Here is a 15,724-nt window from a genome sequence, read left to right as displayed (position 1 = left end):
AACCCCCAACCTAGGGAATGGGTTCCCTGTCCCGTTAATAGATTTCTTTTTCAAAGGTATCTCCGTTACTATATTCGACTTTCATCACTAGTCTGATATTTTCATACTGTTCAACTTGATGGATGTTGAAAAAACGCTCACTAATATCTGGTGAGTTTTCTTTGACCATGTCCAATTCTTCTTCTCCGATTAAGGTATCTCCCTTATATTTTAAGAGGGTTGCTTTTTCTACATATACTGATTTTTCATCAATCTGATAATTGATCAACGTTATATCTAATTTAGATTTAAAAATATGAACATCTGTCTGGATGATTCCGTAATAACTTGATCTCAAATCACCTAAAAATTCATTCTGAAGTTCACTGCTTTTTACCATATCATCATAAGAAACCGTTACATAAAAATGAATTCCATCATTCCTATCGATGGCTTCTTTTTCTGATGTCTCTTCACTGTGATAGGAATCTGAAGTAATCAGGCCGACATGCCATTGTGGCTCTTTATCAAATCTAAAAGGCACTTGTACCTGGAAAAGACCATTTTGCACTTCCTTTGCAGGAATAGCTTGATATTCCTCACTCTCACCAAATGCATAATGAAATACAACCTCTGAATTTTTTTGTAACTCCTTGACCTGCCAATTAAAAATGGCATTCGCTTGGCCATTTGTTACTGCATTGTTATCAATATCCATTGTAATCCTACTAATCCAGCTCTGTTCATTTTTAAATTCTTCTAAAGCACTGTACACTTGTGTCGCCTGACCATCAATACTAGATGTAATATCGTGTTGAAAGTTAGAAATATTGCTTACCTGCCCCTCAAGCTGGTTCACTTTCGAAATTAACGTAAAATTCATCACCAAACTCCCCACCAAAGCCAGTACTACAAAAATCCTAAAATTTCTCTCGATCCCCATCATCTCCCCATAAAAAATAGAAACTTCCGCATAATAACATCATATTCTCCTTACATTAAATATAACAAAATTCTGGGACATAGGGACAGGTTCCTTGTCCCACCGCAAATAAAAAAAGGGACTGGGGAGCCCCGTTCCAAAAGAGGGTAAAAATGAAAATTCGTTTTGGTTATGTGGCAAATGCATTAGGTTTATGGGATTCAAGTCCTTCAAAATCATTAACTTTCACACGCTATGCAGCACTTCCTAAAGATGAACGTATGGAAAAACTAAAATTTGTGACTGCACAGAATTTACTTCATACAAAGAGAATTCTGCATTATAATATCGCACATGAAATTGAGGTTTACCGGCTTTCAAGCTCACTTGTCCCCTTGGCCACCCACCCAGAGGTCATGTGGGATTTCATCACTCCCTTTAAGAATGAATGGGACGAGCTTGGGCGACTTATCCAACAATTTAATATGAGGGTAAGCTTTCACCCTAATCAGTTCACCCTTTTTACAAGTCCAAGAGAAGAAGTCACGACGAACGCTGTAAGCGATATGGAATTTCATTTCAAGATGCTTAAAGCATTGAATGCACTTGACAAAGGAGTCCTTAATATACACATTGGTGGTGCGTATGGAGATAAGGAAACATCATTATCACGTTTTCATCAAAACCTTAAACAACTACCAAATGAAATAAAAAAACAAATGACACTTGAAAATGATGATAAAACCTATGATGTAGAAGAAACACTGATTACTTGTGAAAAAGAAAACATTCCAATGGTCCTCGATTACCATCACTATATGGCAAATATGGGAGACGTCGACCTCCCTCTTTATTTGGAACGCATTTTCAATACATGGATTGACAGGCCTACTGTACCAAAGGTGCATATTTCATCACCCAAATCAGATAATGCCTTCCGTTCACATGCTGATTTTGTGTCACTAGATTTTATTATGCCTTTTTTAAAAATGGCTAAGGAGCTTGATGAAGACTTCGATATCATGATTGAAGCAAAGCAAAAAAACCTTGCCATGCACAAACTCGTTGAAGAAATATCGAAAATCAGAGGAGTAAAGCGAACATCTAGCTCAACAGTGGAGTGGTAGGGACAGGTCCCTTGTCCCACTAAAATGGTTATTAATATGTGAGGTGAATGATGGTGACAAAGGTACGTCTTGGTTACGTGGCAATGAGTACAGAACTTAAAAATGCTTCCCCTTCAAAAACAATGACATTTGCCCAATTTCAAAAAATAGAAGACCGAGAGGCAGCGATTCGCAAATTAGAACGGATTGCCCTTTCCAATTTACATAATACACTTAGACTACTAAAGCATAATGCGGCATCTGACATTTATTTTTACCGGTTTACTTCTCGACTCATTCCTTTAGCCAATCATGAAGAGCTTCTTGATTGGAATTATATGAAACCATTAAAGGCAAGCCTTCGTGAAATTGGAGATTTTGTGAAGGAACATGATTTCCGGGTGGATTTTCATCCAGATCACTTTGTGTTGATCAATTCTCCTCAAGTGGACATTCTTAAAAACTCTGTGCGCACCCTAAAGCTTCACTATCTTCTCTTAAGGGCTATGGGGTTAGATCCCACTCATCGGTGTGTCATGCATGTCGGAGGAAATTATAAAGAAACGGATGTTTCACTTGAACGTTTTGTTACCAATTGGATGGATGTCCCTGCAAAAATTCAAAAGATGATTATGCTCGAAAATGATGATACATCGTTCACTCTAGAAGATACCCTGTACTTATGTGAAAAACTAAATATTCCGCTCGTCTTTGATTATCATCACCATCTCGCCCACCATGAGAATCCGAATTGGGAAATGCATTGGGAGAGGGTTGTGCAAACATGGAAGCATTCTCCACTTCCGATCAAAATGCATATTTCAAGTCCAAAAAGCAAGGAAGCCTTTCGTCATCATTCAGACTTCGTCGATATCGAGATGTTTTTTACATTTTTAAAAGAAATAAAAGACAGTGTTCCACAAATCGACTGCATGATCGAAGCAAAGAAAAAAGACGCTGCACTCTTTCAACTAATGGAAGAAATCAAAACGAGGGATGATGTAGAAATAATCGATGGCTCTTCCTTTTATTTAAAATAAGTGGGTCACAGGGACAGGTCCATTGTCCCAAAATAAAAAAGTGGGACAGTTCACCTGTCCCTCCGTCCCATTACGATACTAAGTCTCTCATGGAATTGTAAATGCGTTCTACTACTTCAACACCCGCTTGTTCCCACCTGCTTTTATCGGATATACGTCCATCTTTATCCAGTGGCTCTTGGAATTGGTCAAGTCCAGTCGTTGCAGTGACAAATGAGTTTTCATCATGGTCAAGACCAAAATTCACAATATGCTTTATCACATACGGTGTACCAAATTGGATTTGGGCACTCGAATGATCAAGCATCCCTTCCACAACGAAAAAAGGAACTCGTAAATAAATGGTTTCTCCATTTTCACGCGATAATACAGCATCAAACTTTCCTTGATCATATTCAAAATTACTGCAAAAACTGCATCCATGGGAATCAAATATATCTCGGACTGCGCCAAAGTTTGCTGTTTTCCCATCGATTACTGAATTTAATGCAATCACACTTATTCACCTCTACTAATCATAGTTACTATTGGTAGTATTTTCAAAATAGTAAAGGAACATACATGGTTGCATGAAACCTCTTCTTTTTCCATAATCCAACAGACATAACTTAGGGAATGAATAGCAAAAATGAGTAAAAAGGATTTAATCTTTTTTATTGGGACACAGGCACAAGTTCGTTGTCCTGAGCTAATACAAATTTAGGGACGAAGGAACTCTGTCCCACTGTAAAGGTGATGTCATGGAACAAATGTATCAGGCTGGAGATGTTGTTTATGTATTTTATCGAAATCCCCATACTCAAGACGTAGCTAATATCCAAGCAGCAGCTGTTGTGAATCACCCTGAGAGACCGAATGAGTTAGCCCTGTTTCTGTATGAAACGTATTATCCACTATCAAATGAGGTTGCTGTGTATTCAACGGAAGAAGAAGCAAACCAGGCCTATCAGTATTACTATGGGGATGTTTCGGAAGGGACATTCGAATGAAACCATTTAATCCAAAGCTCATCTATTTTGAACCGAAAGCATTAGATTACCCGTTAGGAAAACAGCTTCTCGAAAAATTTGAAAAGATGGATGTTGAGATTCGATATACCACATCACACAATCAGGTAAGAAACTTACCCGGTGATAATGACTTCCAAAAATACCGAGTCGCTAAATCAACACTTGTAGTGGGGATTAGAAAAACACTTAAATTTGACACCTCAAAGCCTTCTGCAGAATATGCGATTCCCTTCGCAACTGGCTGTATGGGTCATTGTCATTATTGTTACCTGCAAACAACGATGGGGTCGAAGCCATATATTCGTACATATGTAAATGTTGACGAAATTCTAGAGGCAGCTGATCAATATATGGCGGAGCGTGCACCTGAAATAACCAGGTTTGAAGCATCGTGTACATCGGACATCGTTGGAATTGATCATTTAACACATACTCTTAAAAGAGCGATTGAACATTTTGGGGAATCAGAGTTCGGCAAATTACGGTTTGTGACAAAGTTTCATCATGTTGATCACTTATTAGATGCCAAACACAACGGTAAAACTAGGTTCCGCTTTAGTATGAATGCTGATTATATTGTAAAGAACTTTGAACCTGGAACATCCCCATTAGAAAAAAGAATCGAGGCTGCTGGTAAAGTTGCGAGGGCGGGTTATCCTCTTGGGTTTATCATAGCTCCCATCTACCTCCATGAAGGGTGGGAAGATGGATACTATAAGATGTTCGAGCGATTAGAAGCAGAATTGCCGCCAGAAGCCAAAAAGGATTTAACCTTTGAATTCATTCAACACAGATTTACCAAGCCAGCAAAAAGGGTCATCGAAAAAAATTACCCAATGACTAAATTGGAACTAGACGAAGAAAAAAGAAGGTATAAATGGGGTAAATACGGGATCGGGAAATACATCTATCAGAAGGATGAAGAAGAGGATATCAAAAAACACCTCTATTCGTATATGGAAAAATTTTTCCCAAACGCAAAACTAGAATACTTCACATAAATCAAGGTAAAAATACCGGTGGACAAGGTATCCTTGTCAGGGACAAAGGGACAGGTTCCTCGTCCCAAAAAAATGCAGAGGTGAAAATGATGGCAAAGCAAAAAGGAAATAACAACGCGAAACCACAAAGAAATAGTGATGTTGGTTCAGGATCAAGATACCATGAAAAACACGCAAGCCATGTTCCAGATTATGGTGCTAATAGCATGGATCCCAATGCAAAGGGATACAAATAAGCTTTTAGAAAAGAGGAATCAATAGTATGGATATTGAAGCTAGAAATTCAACGGAGGCTGCCCTCCTTGATTATAAGATGGGATTAGGTACCTTCACTAAAAAAATGCCAAAGCTTGCTGAGTTATATAATGCTTTTACAGAAGAATGCTTTAAAGAGGGCGTTTTATCTCAAAAACAAAAACAACTTATTGCCTTAGGAATAAGTCTGTATTCACAAGATGAATATTGTATCATCTACCATACAAAAGGCTGTTTAGATCAAGGCTGTTCTGAAGAGGAAATACTCGAAGCTGTCGGTGTAACTGCGGCGTTTGGTGGAGGAGCAGCCATGAGTCAAGCCGTTACACTTGTTCAGGAGAGTATGGAAGAATTGAACCAATTAAAACAGTAAAACCTTTTTAACCCAAAGACAGTCTCCTACAAGGCTGTCTTTTTCCCACTAAAAAACACACCCTTAAGTTTTAATGAGTGTGTTCATTTCCAATTTAGGATTCTTTTATCTTAGTAAAGTTTTGATTTCTTCTGCATGTCTGCGGCTTGTATCGATTACCTCTTCAGCTATTTTCCTGCTTTCTGGATCAAGGTCACCCTTAACAAGTTCCTCTGAATACTCAACACCATATTGATCTAACCCTTTTATCGCATCTTCCATAATCCCCTCCGAATCGTTGGAAAGCATCATTTTGTGCATGGAACTGTGGATTCTTCCGGATAAACCCTCGTTATCCGCAGGCACTCCATTTAAATTTTGAATCCTTTCAGCGATTTTTTGAGCATTTTTCTTGGTCTCTTGTTGCATCGCTTGGAACTTCTGCTTTAACACTGGATCGTCAAGATTTTGAATGTGATGTTCAAAGGCACGAATTCCCATATAACATCCTCTTAATAAAGTGTTTAGTTCCTCAATCACGATTTCGTTATTGTTCATATTCTCACACTTTTCCTTTTTCCCTTATTATGAGGGATTTAAAGGATATTATGCATGTAAAAGCCCCAATCAAACAGGCACCTCCCCACATTTTAAACATAAATTGAATAATGATAAATATATGTCTGGAGGACTCAATATGGAGAAGAACAAAGCACCACAATCCATGCCAAAAGCAGCAAGAGCAAGCTGGCATATGTGGGAAATCATCGGGGTTATTTTAGTTTTTGGTTTACTGCTTCTTTTATTACTTTCTCCTAATTCTATGTCTACGCTTTTCGATACCATCATTCAAGAAGTAAAACCAGTTGTTGTAGATATTTTCCTCACAAGTGAAATTGGCATTGCTATTATTGTAAGCGTTATCGTTGGTAGGATACTAGAACGATTAGGTTTTACAGACGGATTGATTCGGATTTTTGTCCCCATTATGAAGTGGTTTAAAATCAATCCTTCAGTCATCATTCCAAGTGTATACAATATTCTTGGAGATATAAATGCAGCTGGAAAAATTTCCGGACCGATTTTAGTAAAGGCAAACGCTACGAAGGCTGAACAAAAAATTGCCGTTTCGACAATGATTCAGTCCCCCCAATCCTTTGCTACTTTTGTACTTGGGCTGATTGCTCTTTCCGTTTTTGGAATCAATGCTTTTCCATTAGTACTATTATCTATTTTCGTTCCGATTGTTATTGTTCCGTTCCTGCTATCAAGAACGATTTACCGAGATACAAAAAAAGTAGAACTTACCGAATTACCTCGTTTTACGCCCAACACACGGTTTTTAAACACGATCTTTGCATCAGCTAGAGAAGGAGCAGAACTTCTTTTCCTGATTATCATCCCTGCGGTAGCTGCTGTATTCTTTTTCATCGGCGCATTAAAATTTGCGGGTGTCTGGAGCTTCATTGAATCAGGTCTTTCTTCTAGTCTAACGTTTCTAAGTATCGAACCTGCTACTGGGATCGTTTCGATACTTGCTGCACCAACGTTGGCAGTTGCACAACTTGCAGACCTTGCGACAACCATTGATCCTCGATTAATTGTGGGTTCATTTGTTCTTGCCAATTCAGGTTTGCCGTTATCTGTCATTTTTGGGCAAGTACCTGTCACTTGGGCTGAATCCTCAGACCTCACAGAAAGAGAAGTACTTGGAGCAGCCGTTATTGGACTGTTAATCCGCATTGCCACAGCCTGTGTGCTCGGCTACTGGCTGACCCCATTTTTGGTGTGATGGTAGATGAAATATATTATTCGCGGAAAAAAACTTGTGACGGTTTCGAATGCGGGAACGATTGACAATGGTGGGATGTTGGTCGAAAACGGATTAATTCAAGAAGTTGGTAGATGGAATGATTTACAAACTCAATTCCCTGAGGTTGAGGTGGTTGATTGCTCAAAATACGTTATCACGCCAGCGCTTGTGGACTGTCACACACATTTACTCGAGTTTGCTCCTACCTCCCTGTATCCGGTAACTCCTGAAACGCATTTTATTGCAGGAACAGGAATCCTTTTTAAAGCTTTGTCTTCCGGAATAACGGCATTAGGTGAGCAAATATGTGGTCATCCCCTATGTAAATTTTCTATAAGTGATTATCGTGAAGCAGTGGCTGGTTTTCCAATGGATATCTCATTTGCAACGACAAGCATCTCCATTGGCTTTGAGAAACTTGCTCATTTCACATCGATTACCGAATCAACGGCTGTTACCCAGGATGACTTAACTTCATCTACTCTTGTAAAAAAAATAGCCGAAAACAGTGACTATCCCGGTGAAAATATATTTATCAATGCCACCCCAGCTAATTTTACGGAGGAATTGGTACCAAGAGCCGGCGAAATCATTTATACCCGCCGTCAACTACAGGAACTTGTCTCTATTTTTCATGAAATGGGTAAGAAAATTGGTTGCCATGTTGCGGGTAAAAAAGGAATCGAGTTGACCCTTGAAGCAGGGTTTGATGTCTTGCACCATGCCCACGGGATTACGGATGAGCAGATCAATCAAGTGGCAGAAAGAGGAATACAGATTGTGGCTACTCCAATGGGCGGAACACATCTACCACCCAATTCTCCTGAGGAAATTAAGAAGTTGGTACAGAAACAGATTCCTGTTTCTATTTCAACAGATGCATACTTGCCACCTTATCCTAGAGTTCCATGGCTGCCATTTCAGGATCGCTCTTTAAAAGGGCCCGACTCTTTGATGCTTATCGCCGGGCCATCTATGAAACTGTTAAAGGATAGCTACAATGAGAACGATATTCTTGCATTATTAACAGCAAATCCAGCTAGGATTCTAGGAAAAGAAAAACAATTTGGAAAGTTAAAACCAGGACTTGAAGCCAATTTCCTAGTCGCCGAAGGCATACCAGGTTTAGAAATTACAGATGTGGAACAAATTAAAAAAATCTATTATAAAGGAACCAAAGTAATTGAACGAGATTAATTAAGACGCAAAATGGTGGGACGCAGGGACAGGTCCCTTGTCCCTGTAAAAATATGGTGGGACGAGGGCCAAATTATAATAATTCCTTAGCCAGTAATCTGTATACATTCAGTCGCTTTTCTTGTGAATGAGGGATGCTACAAATCATTGCTTCGTCATAGCCATATTCCTGCTGCTCTTGACGAAGTTTTTCAGCAATTGCTTTAGCTGATCCAACTACGTGAAGTTTTTTACGATTTTCTTGTATTGTCGTCCGTTCTACTTCAGTTAACGGATAGTCTTGTGCTTCCTTTGGAGTTAACACCTGTCCAAGCTTTCCTCTCATCAGCCATAGACGCGCAATGTCATGTGGCAATGCTTCAAACTCGGCTTCCTCCTCTGTTTCAGCAACGGTCACCATATAGGAAACTGTAATCTCTGGCTTTTCCATAAAGACAGTTGGCTTAAATTCATCTTTATATAAGTCTAGAATATCCTTTGTCATTTCCCCACTAAAAAACTGTGCAAAGGAATAGCCAACACCCATCCTTCCTGCCATGACAGCACTGTTTCCAGTTGAACCTAATAACCATGCTTCGGGCAGAACAACTTGAGAAGGGGTTGCGATTGTATTTTTATAGAGCGGATGGTCAGGAACTTCATCTTTAATCAACCGTAATGCAAGGTCGAATTTTTCATACATATTATTTACCATTGGTTGGCGACCTTCAGATAATGCATAGATTGCGTACTGGTCCCCGCCTGGTGCACGCCCAACTCCAAAATCAATTCTTCCTGGAGAATATGAACTTAGTGTTTTGAACACCTCGGCAAGCTTTAGTGGTGAGTAATGCATCATCATGACTCCACCAGTTCCAATTCGGATCTTCTTTGTTTTTGCCGCAAGATGTGCAACTGAAATCTCCGGGGCCGAACTCGCATATGAGCCGGTTCCATGATGCTCAGCCATCCACATCCGATGATATCCTAATTCATCCGCCAAGATTGCGAGCTCCTCGGCTTTTTTCAATGCAGCCGCAGGAGAATTGCCTTTTGTAATCGGGGCTTGGTCAAGAACACTTAATCTCATTTTCTGTATCCTCCTTTCTATGTTGTGGTAACAGAATCATTGTTGTTTCGGTAAAATATGGTGGGACGAGGGACCTGTCCCTCTGTCCCTAAAAATAAAGTGCCAGCATCCTTAATGGGGCTCGCACTTCTTATGTTTTAGTTTGTTTTTGCGAAATCGACAAATGCTTCAATTTTACTATCTAAGAAGCTTAGTGTTGTTTCATCAACGAATTGTCCAGTTTGTTCATCAACTTTTTGATGTACAGTGTTTATTAGGATCTCGTTAGCTCCTGGAGGTAGAATATTTGCTTGGATACCTGGCGCTACTAAAATATCACGCAAATGTAATTGGGCACGAATCGTTCCCATCATCCCTGGAGTGGCTCCAAGTGTCATAACAGGTTTGCCAATAAATACTTGCTCCACGCGTGAAGTCCAATCTAAAGCATTTTTTAATACACCAGGAACCGACCAGTTGTACTCAGGTGTAATAATAATAACACCGTCTGCATTGGCAATGGCTGCTTTAAAATCCTTTACAACTTGTGGCGGATTTAATTCATCATCTTGATTAAAATGAGGTAAAGCACCGATATCAGGTATTTGTATGTTCAATTTATCCTTATATCGTTCTTGCATGGTTTTAGCGACTTGCATATTAAATGAATTTTTTCTTAAGCTTCCTACGAGTGTTACGATGTTCATTCCTTTTACCTCCCAAGAATTAAAAACATTAACACTTTCACATTATAGTAATTTGTTCCATTTTTCAAACAGATTGCTCTACCGTCTTCTACAATGCTTTGACATAAATCCCCGCAGCGGAATACTAAAAACACCAGTCTCCACCTCTAAACCAAGGTGATGACCGGTGTTTTACTAGCAAAGAGGTTCTATGTTCTAAATATTGTGGGACGAACCTGTCCCTCTGTCCCAGACTTGTTCTCCCTGAATCCAGACTTGGCGAATGTTCTCTGGTCGTGCTAGGTAGATTATTTTTTGAAAGATGTCGTGTAATTTTTCTTCCTCGTCATATAGTGGAAGTTTCGCTGTCTCTAATTTTGTGTCAATGATTTGTACATCCCACGCGTAGTTTTCAGCAAGACGACCGATTGGTAGGCTTAAACTTTCTCCTCCGCCTGCAGTTGCAAAATAGAATGCTTCGTTAAGTGTAATCCTTGAATTTGATACTCCGCGTTCATTAGCTGGTAGGTCTGCATTTACTCCATCCTCTAACATTCTTGAGGAAATTACCGACTGCTTTACATTATCAAAAAGACTCGGTGAGAATCCACCTGAAATATCTGAACCTAGTCCAATATCTACTCCTTTAGATTGAAAGCGTGCAATCGGAATGACACTATTGGCAAAATAAGCATTGGAAATCGGACAATGAGAGACAGCTGCGCCCTTTTCAGCAAATAAATCTGCATCTTCATCAGATAGAAAATTACAATGTGCCATGACGGATTTTTCACGTAACAACCCAAAGTCATTTAGTGCAAACGCGTCGTTTTTACCAAAACGCTCTTTCACATAGCCATGCTCCCAATCACTTTCACTACAATGCGATTGAATATATGTATCGTGTTTCCCTGCCAATTCACCCAAGCCTTTCAATGCTTCATCGGTACAACTTGGTATAAATCGAGGTGTCACTACTGGATATACGCCTTGCTTTGTTGTTTTTCCTAACTCCTTAACGGCTAAAATAAATTCTTCGGTTTCAACTAATGCTGTTTTCGTGTCTCGGTCACGATAATAATCCTCTGTTTGGTCAGGATTATCCATCACCACTTTCCCAACCAAGCCACGTTGACCTTTTTCAGCACATATCTGTGCCAGCAAAAGACTTGCTTCTTTATGAACCGTTGCAAAATAAAGTGCAGTCGTCGTCCCATTTGCAAGTAAGGTATCGACCACCTCGTTATATACCTTGTTAGCAAATTCAAGATCCGCAAACTTCGCTTCAATCGGAAATGTATATGTATTCAACCAGTCATAGAGAGGAATATCTAATGCAGTACCTGCTTGTGCCCATTGTGGAGCATGAACATGTAAATCAATAAATCCTGGTAAAAAATATTGACCCTCATCTAAACGATGATAGCAATCAGAACTTTGATATACCTCTACTATTTGTTGATACTCATCATGATCGGGACCAACTATTTTTTCAATCATGCCATCTTCGTTTATACAAAAAAGATGATCTTTTAGTACCTCAACTTCCTTAGGGGAACGGCTCGTAAATGCTGTTCCATGAAACACACGTGCAAACTTAATCATCAATTTCACCTACATTAAAACTATTTTCGAAAATAATACGGAATCCCCGTGCTAAAACGCAATTAACAACTAAATTATAACATAAGTCCTTGATCTAATAGCTGCCACTCAGGACTAGCAATCATGAACAAATGTAAAGAACCCTCCTTAGATTATTAAGGAGGGGTTCTTTTTTAGGGACAAGTCCCGTGTCTCTGATGAAATATGGTCAGAAAACGGATCTATGTTCCTTATCTACCACAGCATTTTTTATACTTTTTCCCACTTCCGCATGGACATGGTTCGTTTCTTCCGATTTTTATATTTGTATTACCTACAGGATTCTCATTTACATTTTTTAGCTCATTTGAAGTATGTCCTTTTAGGAACCATTCTCTTGTGTTATTCATCAAAGTAGCCACTTTATCTACAAGTTTTTGAAGTGTATCCTGACTATCGAAAACAAGAACACCACTTAAATATTGTAAAATATCGTTTAAATTCTGACCTTTCCTAGTTGCGTATACACATTCTTCAACAATACTATCCGCATCTAGTTTTTTAGTTTCAAAGTTTTGTTTAATAAAGTTGACTAATTGTATATAACTCACATTTCGATCAACAAAATCGAGTTCACCAGCTTCAAGTAGCTGCTCTTTTGTAAAAGGATAAAAAGGTACATTTTTTCTAGCTTGATGTTCGTATTTCACCCTTTTTGGATCAAACACTCTCCGGTTCGAATACCCCACATCATCACTAACTATTCCTTTTTTATATGAATTAAAGTCTTGAAGAACTTGAAAATAATCTTGAGGTCTTAATGGTTCTTTTATATATTTTTCTATCATTTGGCCCAATTCTGTAACAGTTAAAGTACCATAATAATACAAGAGACCTTGGGTAAGCTTGATCCACTCTGTATTTCGCTTAATAATCCCTCTAAAATGTAGATCTTTTTCTACGTTTAATATCTCTTCAATGAGTTCATCTGGAATAGCTACTACCTTTTTTCCATTTATACTTCCAGTAAAAAGCATACCTGTTTTCCGGAAGTACATAATCTGGTCATCTTCCAATTCAGGTGCATGTAGATAGCCACCATTACGAGCTATTTTAACGAGTAAGGAAAAACGTTCAACATCCCATTGACTGCAAACATTTTTCAAAAGCACTGGTATTTCTTGTTGGAATAATGCAATGAGGTCCGCCTTCTTTAAACTGCTAGCATTCTTTATTTCTAAGTACCTTCTAATGTCATCTAACTCGTATTTCGCGTATGCACTCAATGCCTCATCTAAACGAAAAGGAACCTTTATTTCACTCCAATATTTCTGTTCTCGTTTTTCTTCTTGCTTCTTAGTATCCTGTCTTGTTGGTTCGAGACCTTGTCTCGACATGTTATCTAGTTGTTTAATACTATTTACTTCTTTCATTCTAAAACCTCCACAATCTATTACATTATACAAAGAATAAAACACTTTGACAAAAAAGGGGCCCAACTCCCTGAAAAACACACGCAAAAAAACACCAGCCACTCCTAAACTATTAGGATAAGTGACTAGTGTTTTCGGGACTAATGGCGTGGGTCGCAGGGACAGGTCCCGTGTCCCAGGAAAAATATGGTAGGACGAGGGACCTGTCCCTCTGTCCCAAAATTCACAGAAATTTTGTTAGTTTTTCGTATATGTTGCGTAATTGTTGTGTTTCTTCTTCGGTTAGTCTTTCTAGTAGCTTTTTACGGAGTATTTTTCCTTCTTCATTCGCTTTAGAAACCATTTCTATTCCTTCATCGGTGATTTCTAAATAAACGACCCTTCGATTAGACTCGTCTATTTTTCGAACAGCGAGATTTCTTTTTACAAGTTTGTTTGATAGATGGGTTAAGGTAGGAGGAGTAAGTCCCAATGCTTTCGCAATATCAGAAAGACGGCTTTTTCCATGGACCTTCAAGTGTCCTAGCACAAGAATTTGGGAGACACCGAGATCTTCATCAAAGAACTTATTCCACTGGATAATTAAATTATTCGTTACTTTATCCATGTTATGTAGGATTTCAAATATGGTCTGTTCTTTCATAAAGTTTCTTCCTCGCCTTCAAAAGTTAAGAGCCCCTAAATACCTTAAGGGCTCTTTTTAGCATACACATTATTGAGCAGAGAATCCACCATCAATCACTATTTCTGCACCAGTAATATAAGATGATTCATCAGACGCAAGGAATAATGCTGTATTCGCAATATCACTTGGTTTTCCTAGGCGTTGTAAAGGAGTTGCTTGGATTAACAGACCAAGAAGTTCCTTTGATGTGCTTAAGGCTTGAGTCATTGGTGTTTCAATGATTCCTGGGAACAAGGCATTCACACGAACTCCATTGCGACCAAAGGTTGTGGCTGCAGCTTTAGATATCGCACGAACAGCCCCCTTGGAAGCAGAATAATGGTTAAAGCCTTGTCCAATTTGTGCTGTATAAGAGGAAATGTTAATTATAGATCCTGAGTTTTTAGCCGCCATATATGGAGCAACATGTTTCATACCAGCAAAAGGACCGAAGCCGTTAATCGAAAGCATTTTCTGCCAATCATCTAGATTAATATCCTGATAGGGCTTTTCAGATGAAATCCCCGCGTTATTGACTAGAATATCAATTTTACCAAAACGATCATTTACTTCCTTTGCTAACACTTCCCAGTCCTCGTCCGAAGCAACATTTAGTTTCATACCGTATACATTCTCGAGTTGACTAATCTTTTCAAGTGATGCTTCATTAATATCAGCAGCAATCACAATAGCACCTTCTTGGCTGAATAACTTCACCATTCCTTCACCAATTCCAGATGCACCACCCGTAATAATTGCAACCTTATTATCTAATCTTCCCATTCTACATACACTCCCTAACGTAATTTTATTGAACCGCCATCAACCATGAACGTTTGTCCTGTTATATAATCTGAGTCGCTACTAGCTAAAAATACTGCTACACGGCCGATATCTTGTTCTGGATCGCCAAGTCTACGCAACGGAATTTTGTTTACCATAGCTTCGTACATGTCTGGTGCACTTTCACGCCATTGCTGTACACCTTCTGTTAATGCGATAGGTGAAATCAAATTAACATTAATTCCTTCTGGTCCCCATTCATTCGCTGCAACACGAGAAATTGCACGAATTGCTTCCTTTGCAGCCGCATAAGAAGTTTGTGTCACTTGTCCATCTATTCCAGCACCCGATGCAAAGTTAATTACTTTTCCTTTTGTTTTCTTTAATTCCAAATATGCTGCTTGCATAAAGTGGAAGGTTGGATAAAAGCCAGTACCAAAAGATAAATCTAACATCTCCTGTGTTGTTTCATGTAAAAGAGCCTGTCTTGATGCATGCGCATTGTTTACAAGAATGTCTAGTTTACCAAACTTTTTCACCACTTCATCTACAATTTCATAGACATTTTCTTTGATCGAGATATCTTTGATGAAAAGTAAACCTTCTGTATATTGATTAATTTCGGCAAGGGTATCTTTCCCTTTTTCTTCATTCACATCAACAATAGCTATATGAGCACCTTCTTTTGCCATTGCCAGAGCAATTCCTCTACCAATACCTGAAGCACTTCCAGTAATAATTCCAACCTTGCCTTGTAATTTCATTCAATTAACCCCTTTTCGTTTTATATTTAGATATCTAAATATTCGACATCTAAATAATATCAAATTCGAAGACTACCTGCAAATATT

18 protein-coding genes are annotated in these 15,724 nt (G+C 38.8%); 8 read left to right on the top strand and 10 right to left on the bottom strand.

Annotated elements, in window-relative coordinates; all coding sequences use genetic code 11:
• Positions 1-34: 34 nt before the first annotated feature.
• The gene (locus ACFSFW_RS18370; protein ID WP_388040394.1) at positions 35-862 is read right to left on the bottom strand and encodes a hypothetical protein; all 828 of its coding nucleotides are present in this window, start codon (positions 860-862) and stop codon (positions 35-37) included.
• Positions 863-1,074: 212 nt separating this feature from the next.
• Between ACFSFW_RS18370 and uvsE (ACFSFW_RS18365) the strand changes: the two genes are divergently transcribed.
• Together uvsE (ACFSFW_RS18365) and uvsE (ACFSFW_RS18360) are read left to right on the top strand one after the other, a co-directional pair.
• Positions 1,075-2,028, top strand: a complete 954-nt coding sequence (gene uvsE / locus ACFSFW_RS18365; RefSeq protein WP_388040392.1) for a UV DNA damage repair endonuclease UvsE — start codon at positions 1,075-1,077, stop codon at positions 2,026-2,028.
• Between the two features lie 53 nt (positions 2,029-2,081).
• Complete coding sequence (uvsE, locus tag ACFSFW_RS18360; RefSeq protein WP_388040390.1) at positions 2,082-3,047, top strand: UV DNA damage repair endonuclease UvsE; 966 nt, start codon at positions 2,082-2,084, stop codon at positions 3,045-3,047.
• 70 nt (positions 3,048-3,117) lie between these two features.
• On the opposite strand, the gene ACFSFW_RS18355 is transcribed toward uvsE (ACFSFW_RS18360), so the two are convergent.
• On the bottom strand, positions 3,118-3,543 hold the full coding sequence (locus ACFSFW_RS18355; RefSeq protein ID WP_304214781.1) for a YugN family protein: 426 nt from the start codon (positions 3,541-3,543) through the stop codon (positions 3,118-3,120).
• A gap of 244 nt (positions 3,544-3,787) precedes the next feature.
• Here ACFSFW_RS18355 and ACFSFW_RS18350 point away from each other — a divergent pair, with 244 nt between their 5' ends.
• The 4 genes from ACFSFW_RS18350 to ACFSFW_RS18335 all read left to right on the top strand — a co-directional run bounded on the left by ACFSFW_RS18350 (position 3,788) and on the right by ACFSFW_RS18335 (position 5,686).
• A complete protein-coding gene (locus ACFSFW_RS18350; protein WP_099353271.1) occupies positions 3,788-4,036 on the top strand; it encodes a transcriptional regulator SplA domain-containing protein in 249 nt (82 codons plus the stop codon).
• Entirely contained in the window at positions 4,033-5,058 is a 1,026-nt protein-coding gene (gene splB / locus ACFSFW_RS18345) for a spore photoproduct lyase (RefSeq protein WP_099362599.1), read from the top strand. Before ACFSFW_RS18350 ends, splB begins: the two co-directional genes overlap by 4 nt.
• 89 nt (positions 5,059-5,147) lie before the next feature.
• Positions 5,148-5,294, top strand: a complete 147-nt coding sequence (locus ACFSFW_RS18340; protein ID WP_388040387.1) for a hypothetical protein — start codon at positions 5,148-5,150, stop codon at positions 5,292-5,294.
• A gap of 26 nt (positions 5,295-5,320) precedes the next feature.
• Positions 5,321-5,686: a carboxymuconolactone decarboxylase family protein gene (locus ACFSFW_RS18335; protein WP_388040385.1), complete on the top strand. Its 366-nt coding sequence runs from the start codon at positions 5,321-5,323 to the stop codon at positions 5,684-5,686.
• A 105-nt stretch (positions 5,687-5,791) separates the two neighbouring features.
• Here ACFSFW_RS18335 and ACFSFW_RS18330 read toward each other — a convergent pair whose 3' ends face one another.
• Positions 5,792-6,223 carry a DUF2383 domain-containing protein gene (locus ACFSFW_RS18330; RefSeq protein WP_388040383.1) on the bottom strand — a complete coding sequence of 144 codons (432 nt, stop codon included), beginning with the start codon at positions 6,221-6,223 and terminating at the stop codon, positions 5,792-5,794.
• Between the two features lie 139 nt (positions 6,224-6,362).
• On the opposite strand from ACFSFW_RS18330, the gene ACFSFW_RS18325 reads away from it, so the two are divergent.
• Positions 6,363-7,457, top strand: a complete 1,095-nt coding sequence (locus tag ACFSFW_RS18325) for a hypothetical protein (RefSeq protein WP_388040381.1) — start codon at positions 6,363-6,365, stop codon at positions 7,455-7,457.
• Between the two features lie 6 nt (positions 7,458-7,463).
• A complete protein-coding gene (locus ACFSFW_RS18320; RefSeq protein WP_388040380.1) occupies positions 7,464-8,675 on the top strand; it encodes an amidohydrolase family protein in 1,212 nt (403 codons plus the stop codon).
• A gap of 73 nt (positions 8,676-8,748) precedes the next feature.
• Here ACFSFW_RS18320 and ACFSFW_RS18315 read toward each other — a convergent pair whose 3' ends face one another.
• The 7 genes from ACFSFW_RS18315 to ACFSFW_RS18285 form a co-directional block, all read right to left on the bottom strand.
• Positions 8,749-9,744 (bottom strand): MsnO8 family LLM class oxidoreductase, encoded by a 996-nt coding sequence (locus ACFSFW_RS18315; protein ID WP_388040378.1) that lies wholly within the window; start codon positions 9,742-9,744, stop codon positions 8,749-8,751.
• A gap of 137 nt (positions 9,745-9,881) precedes the next feature.
• Positions 9,882-10,430 (bottom strand): NADPH-dependent FMN reductase, encoded by a 549-nt coding sequence (locus ACFSFW_RS18310; protein ID WP_388040376.1) that lies wholly within the window; start codon positions 10,428-10,430, stop codon positions 9,882-9,884.
• Between the two features lie 195 nt (positions 10,431-10,625).
• On the bottom strand, positions 10,626-12,014 hold the full coding sequence (guaD, locus tag ACFSFW_RS18305; protein ID WP_388040374.1) for a guanine deaminase: 1,389 nt from the start codon (positions 12,012-12,014) through the stop codon (positions 10,626-10,628).
• Positions 12,015-12,244: 230 nt separating this feature from the next.
• The gene (locus ACFSFW_RS18300; RefSeq protein ID WP_304214800.1) at positions 12,245-13,426 is read right to left on the bottom strand and encodes a YecA family protein; all 1,182 of its coding nucleotides are present in this window, start codon (positions 13,424-13,426) and stop codon (positions 12,245-12,247) included.
• A gap of 223 nt (positions 13,427-13,649) precedes the next feature.
• Positions 13,650-14,069: a MarR family winged helix-turn-helix transcriptional regulator gene (locus ACFSFW_RS18295; RefSeq protein ID WP_304214802.1), complete on the bottom strand. Its 420-nt coding sequence runs from the start codon at positions 14,067-14,069 to the stop codon at positions 13,650-13,652.
• Positions 14,070-14,138: 69 nt separating this feature from the next.
• On the bottom strand, positions 14,139-14,873 hold the full coding sequence (locus ACFSFW_RS18290) for an SDR family NAD(P)-dependent oxidoreductase (protein WP_388040372.1): 735 nt from the start codon (positions 14,871-14,873) through the stop codon (positions 14,139-14,141).
• A 14-nt stretch (positions 14,874-14,887) separates the two neighbouring features.
• On the bottom strand, positions 14,888-15,637 hold the full coding sequence (locus ACFSFW_RS18285) for an SDR family NAD(P)-dependent oxidoreductase (RefSeq protein WP_388040370.1): 750 nt from the start codon (positions 15,635-15,637) through the stop codon (positions 14,888-14,890).
• Between the last annotated feature and the right edge of the window lie 87 nt (positions 15,638-15,724).

Source organism: Ferdinandcohnia salidurans (assembly GCF_042680725.1).
Lineage (GTDB): Bacteria > Bacillota > Bacilli > Bacillales > Bacillaceae_L > Ferdinandcohnia > Ferdinandcohnia salidurans.
The sequence above is the reverse complement of the archived record's forward strand: the minus strand, read 5'-3'. Positions and strand labels throughout refer to the sequence as shown.

Excerpts from the sequence above, each read along its gene's own strand:
- ACFSFW_RS18335 (WP_388040385.1), top strand. The coding sequence starts at position 5,321 with ATGGATATTGAAGCTAGAAATTCAACGGAGGCTGCCCTCCTTGATTAT.
- ACFSFW_RS18330 (WP_388040383.1), bottom strand. The coding sequence starts at position 6,223 with ATGAACAATAACGAAATCGTGATTGAGGAACTAAACACTTTATTAAGA.
- ACFSFW_RS18295 (WP_304214802.1), bottom strand. The coding sequence starts at position 14,069 with ATGAAAGAACAGACCATATTTGAAATCCTACATAACATGGATAAAGTA.
- splB (WP_099362599.1), top strand. The coding sequence starts at position 4,033 with ATGAAACCATTTAATCCAAAGCTCATCTATTTTGAACCGAAAGCATTA.
- ACFSFW_RS18325 (WP_388040381.1), top strand. The coding sequence starts at position 6,363 with ATGGAGAAGAACAAAGCACCACAATCCATGCCAAAAGCAGCAAGAGCA.
- guaD (WP_388040374.1), bottom strand. The coding sequence starts at position 12,014 with ATGATTAAGTTTGCACGTGTGTTTCATGGAACAGCATTTACGAGCCGT.
- ACFSFW_RS18285 (WP_388040370.1), bottom strand. The coding sequence starts at position 15,637 with ATGAAATTACAAGGCAAGGTTGGAATTATTACTGGAAGTGCTTCAGGT.
- ACFSFW_RS18340 (WP_388040387.1), top strand. The coding sequence starts at position 5,148 with ATGGCAAAGCAAAAAGGAAATAACAACGCGAAACCACAAAGAAATAGT.
- uvsE (WP_388040392.1), top strand. The coding sequence starts at position 1,075 with ATGAAAATTCGTTTTGGTTATGTGGCAAATGCATTAGGTTTATGGGAT.
- ACFSFW_RS18315 (WP_388040378.1), bottom strand. The coding sequence starts at position 9,744 with ATGAGATTAAGTGTTCTTGACCAAGCCCCGATTACAAAAGGCAATTCT.
- ACFSFW_RS18370 (WP_388040394.1), bottom strand. The coding sequence starts at position 862 with ATGAATTTTACGTTAATTTCGAAAGTGAACCAGCTTGAGGGGCAGGTA.
- ACFSFW_RS18300 (WP_304214800.1), bottom strand. The coding sequence starts at position 13,426 with ATGAAAGAAGTAAATAGTATTAAACAACTAGATAACATGTCGAGACAA.
- ACFSFW_RS18320 (WP_388040380.1), top strand. The coding sequence starts at position 7,464 with ATGAAATATATTATTCGCGGAAAAAAACTTGTGACGGTTTCGAATGCG.
- ACFSFW_RS18290 (WP_388040372.1), bottom strand. The coding sequence starts at position 14,873 with ATGGGAAGATTAGATAATAAGGTTGCAATTATTACGGGTGGTGCATCT.
- ACFSFW_RS18350 (WP_099353271.1), top strand. The coding sequence starts at position 3,788 with ATGGAACAAATGTATCAGGCTGGAGATGTTGTTTATGTATTTTATCGA.
- ACFSFW_RS18310 (WP_388040376.1), bottom strand. The coding sequence starts at position 10,430 with ATGAACATCGTAACACTCGTAGGAAGCTTAAGAAAAAATTCATTTAAT.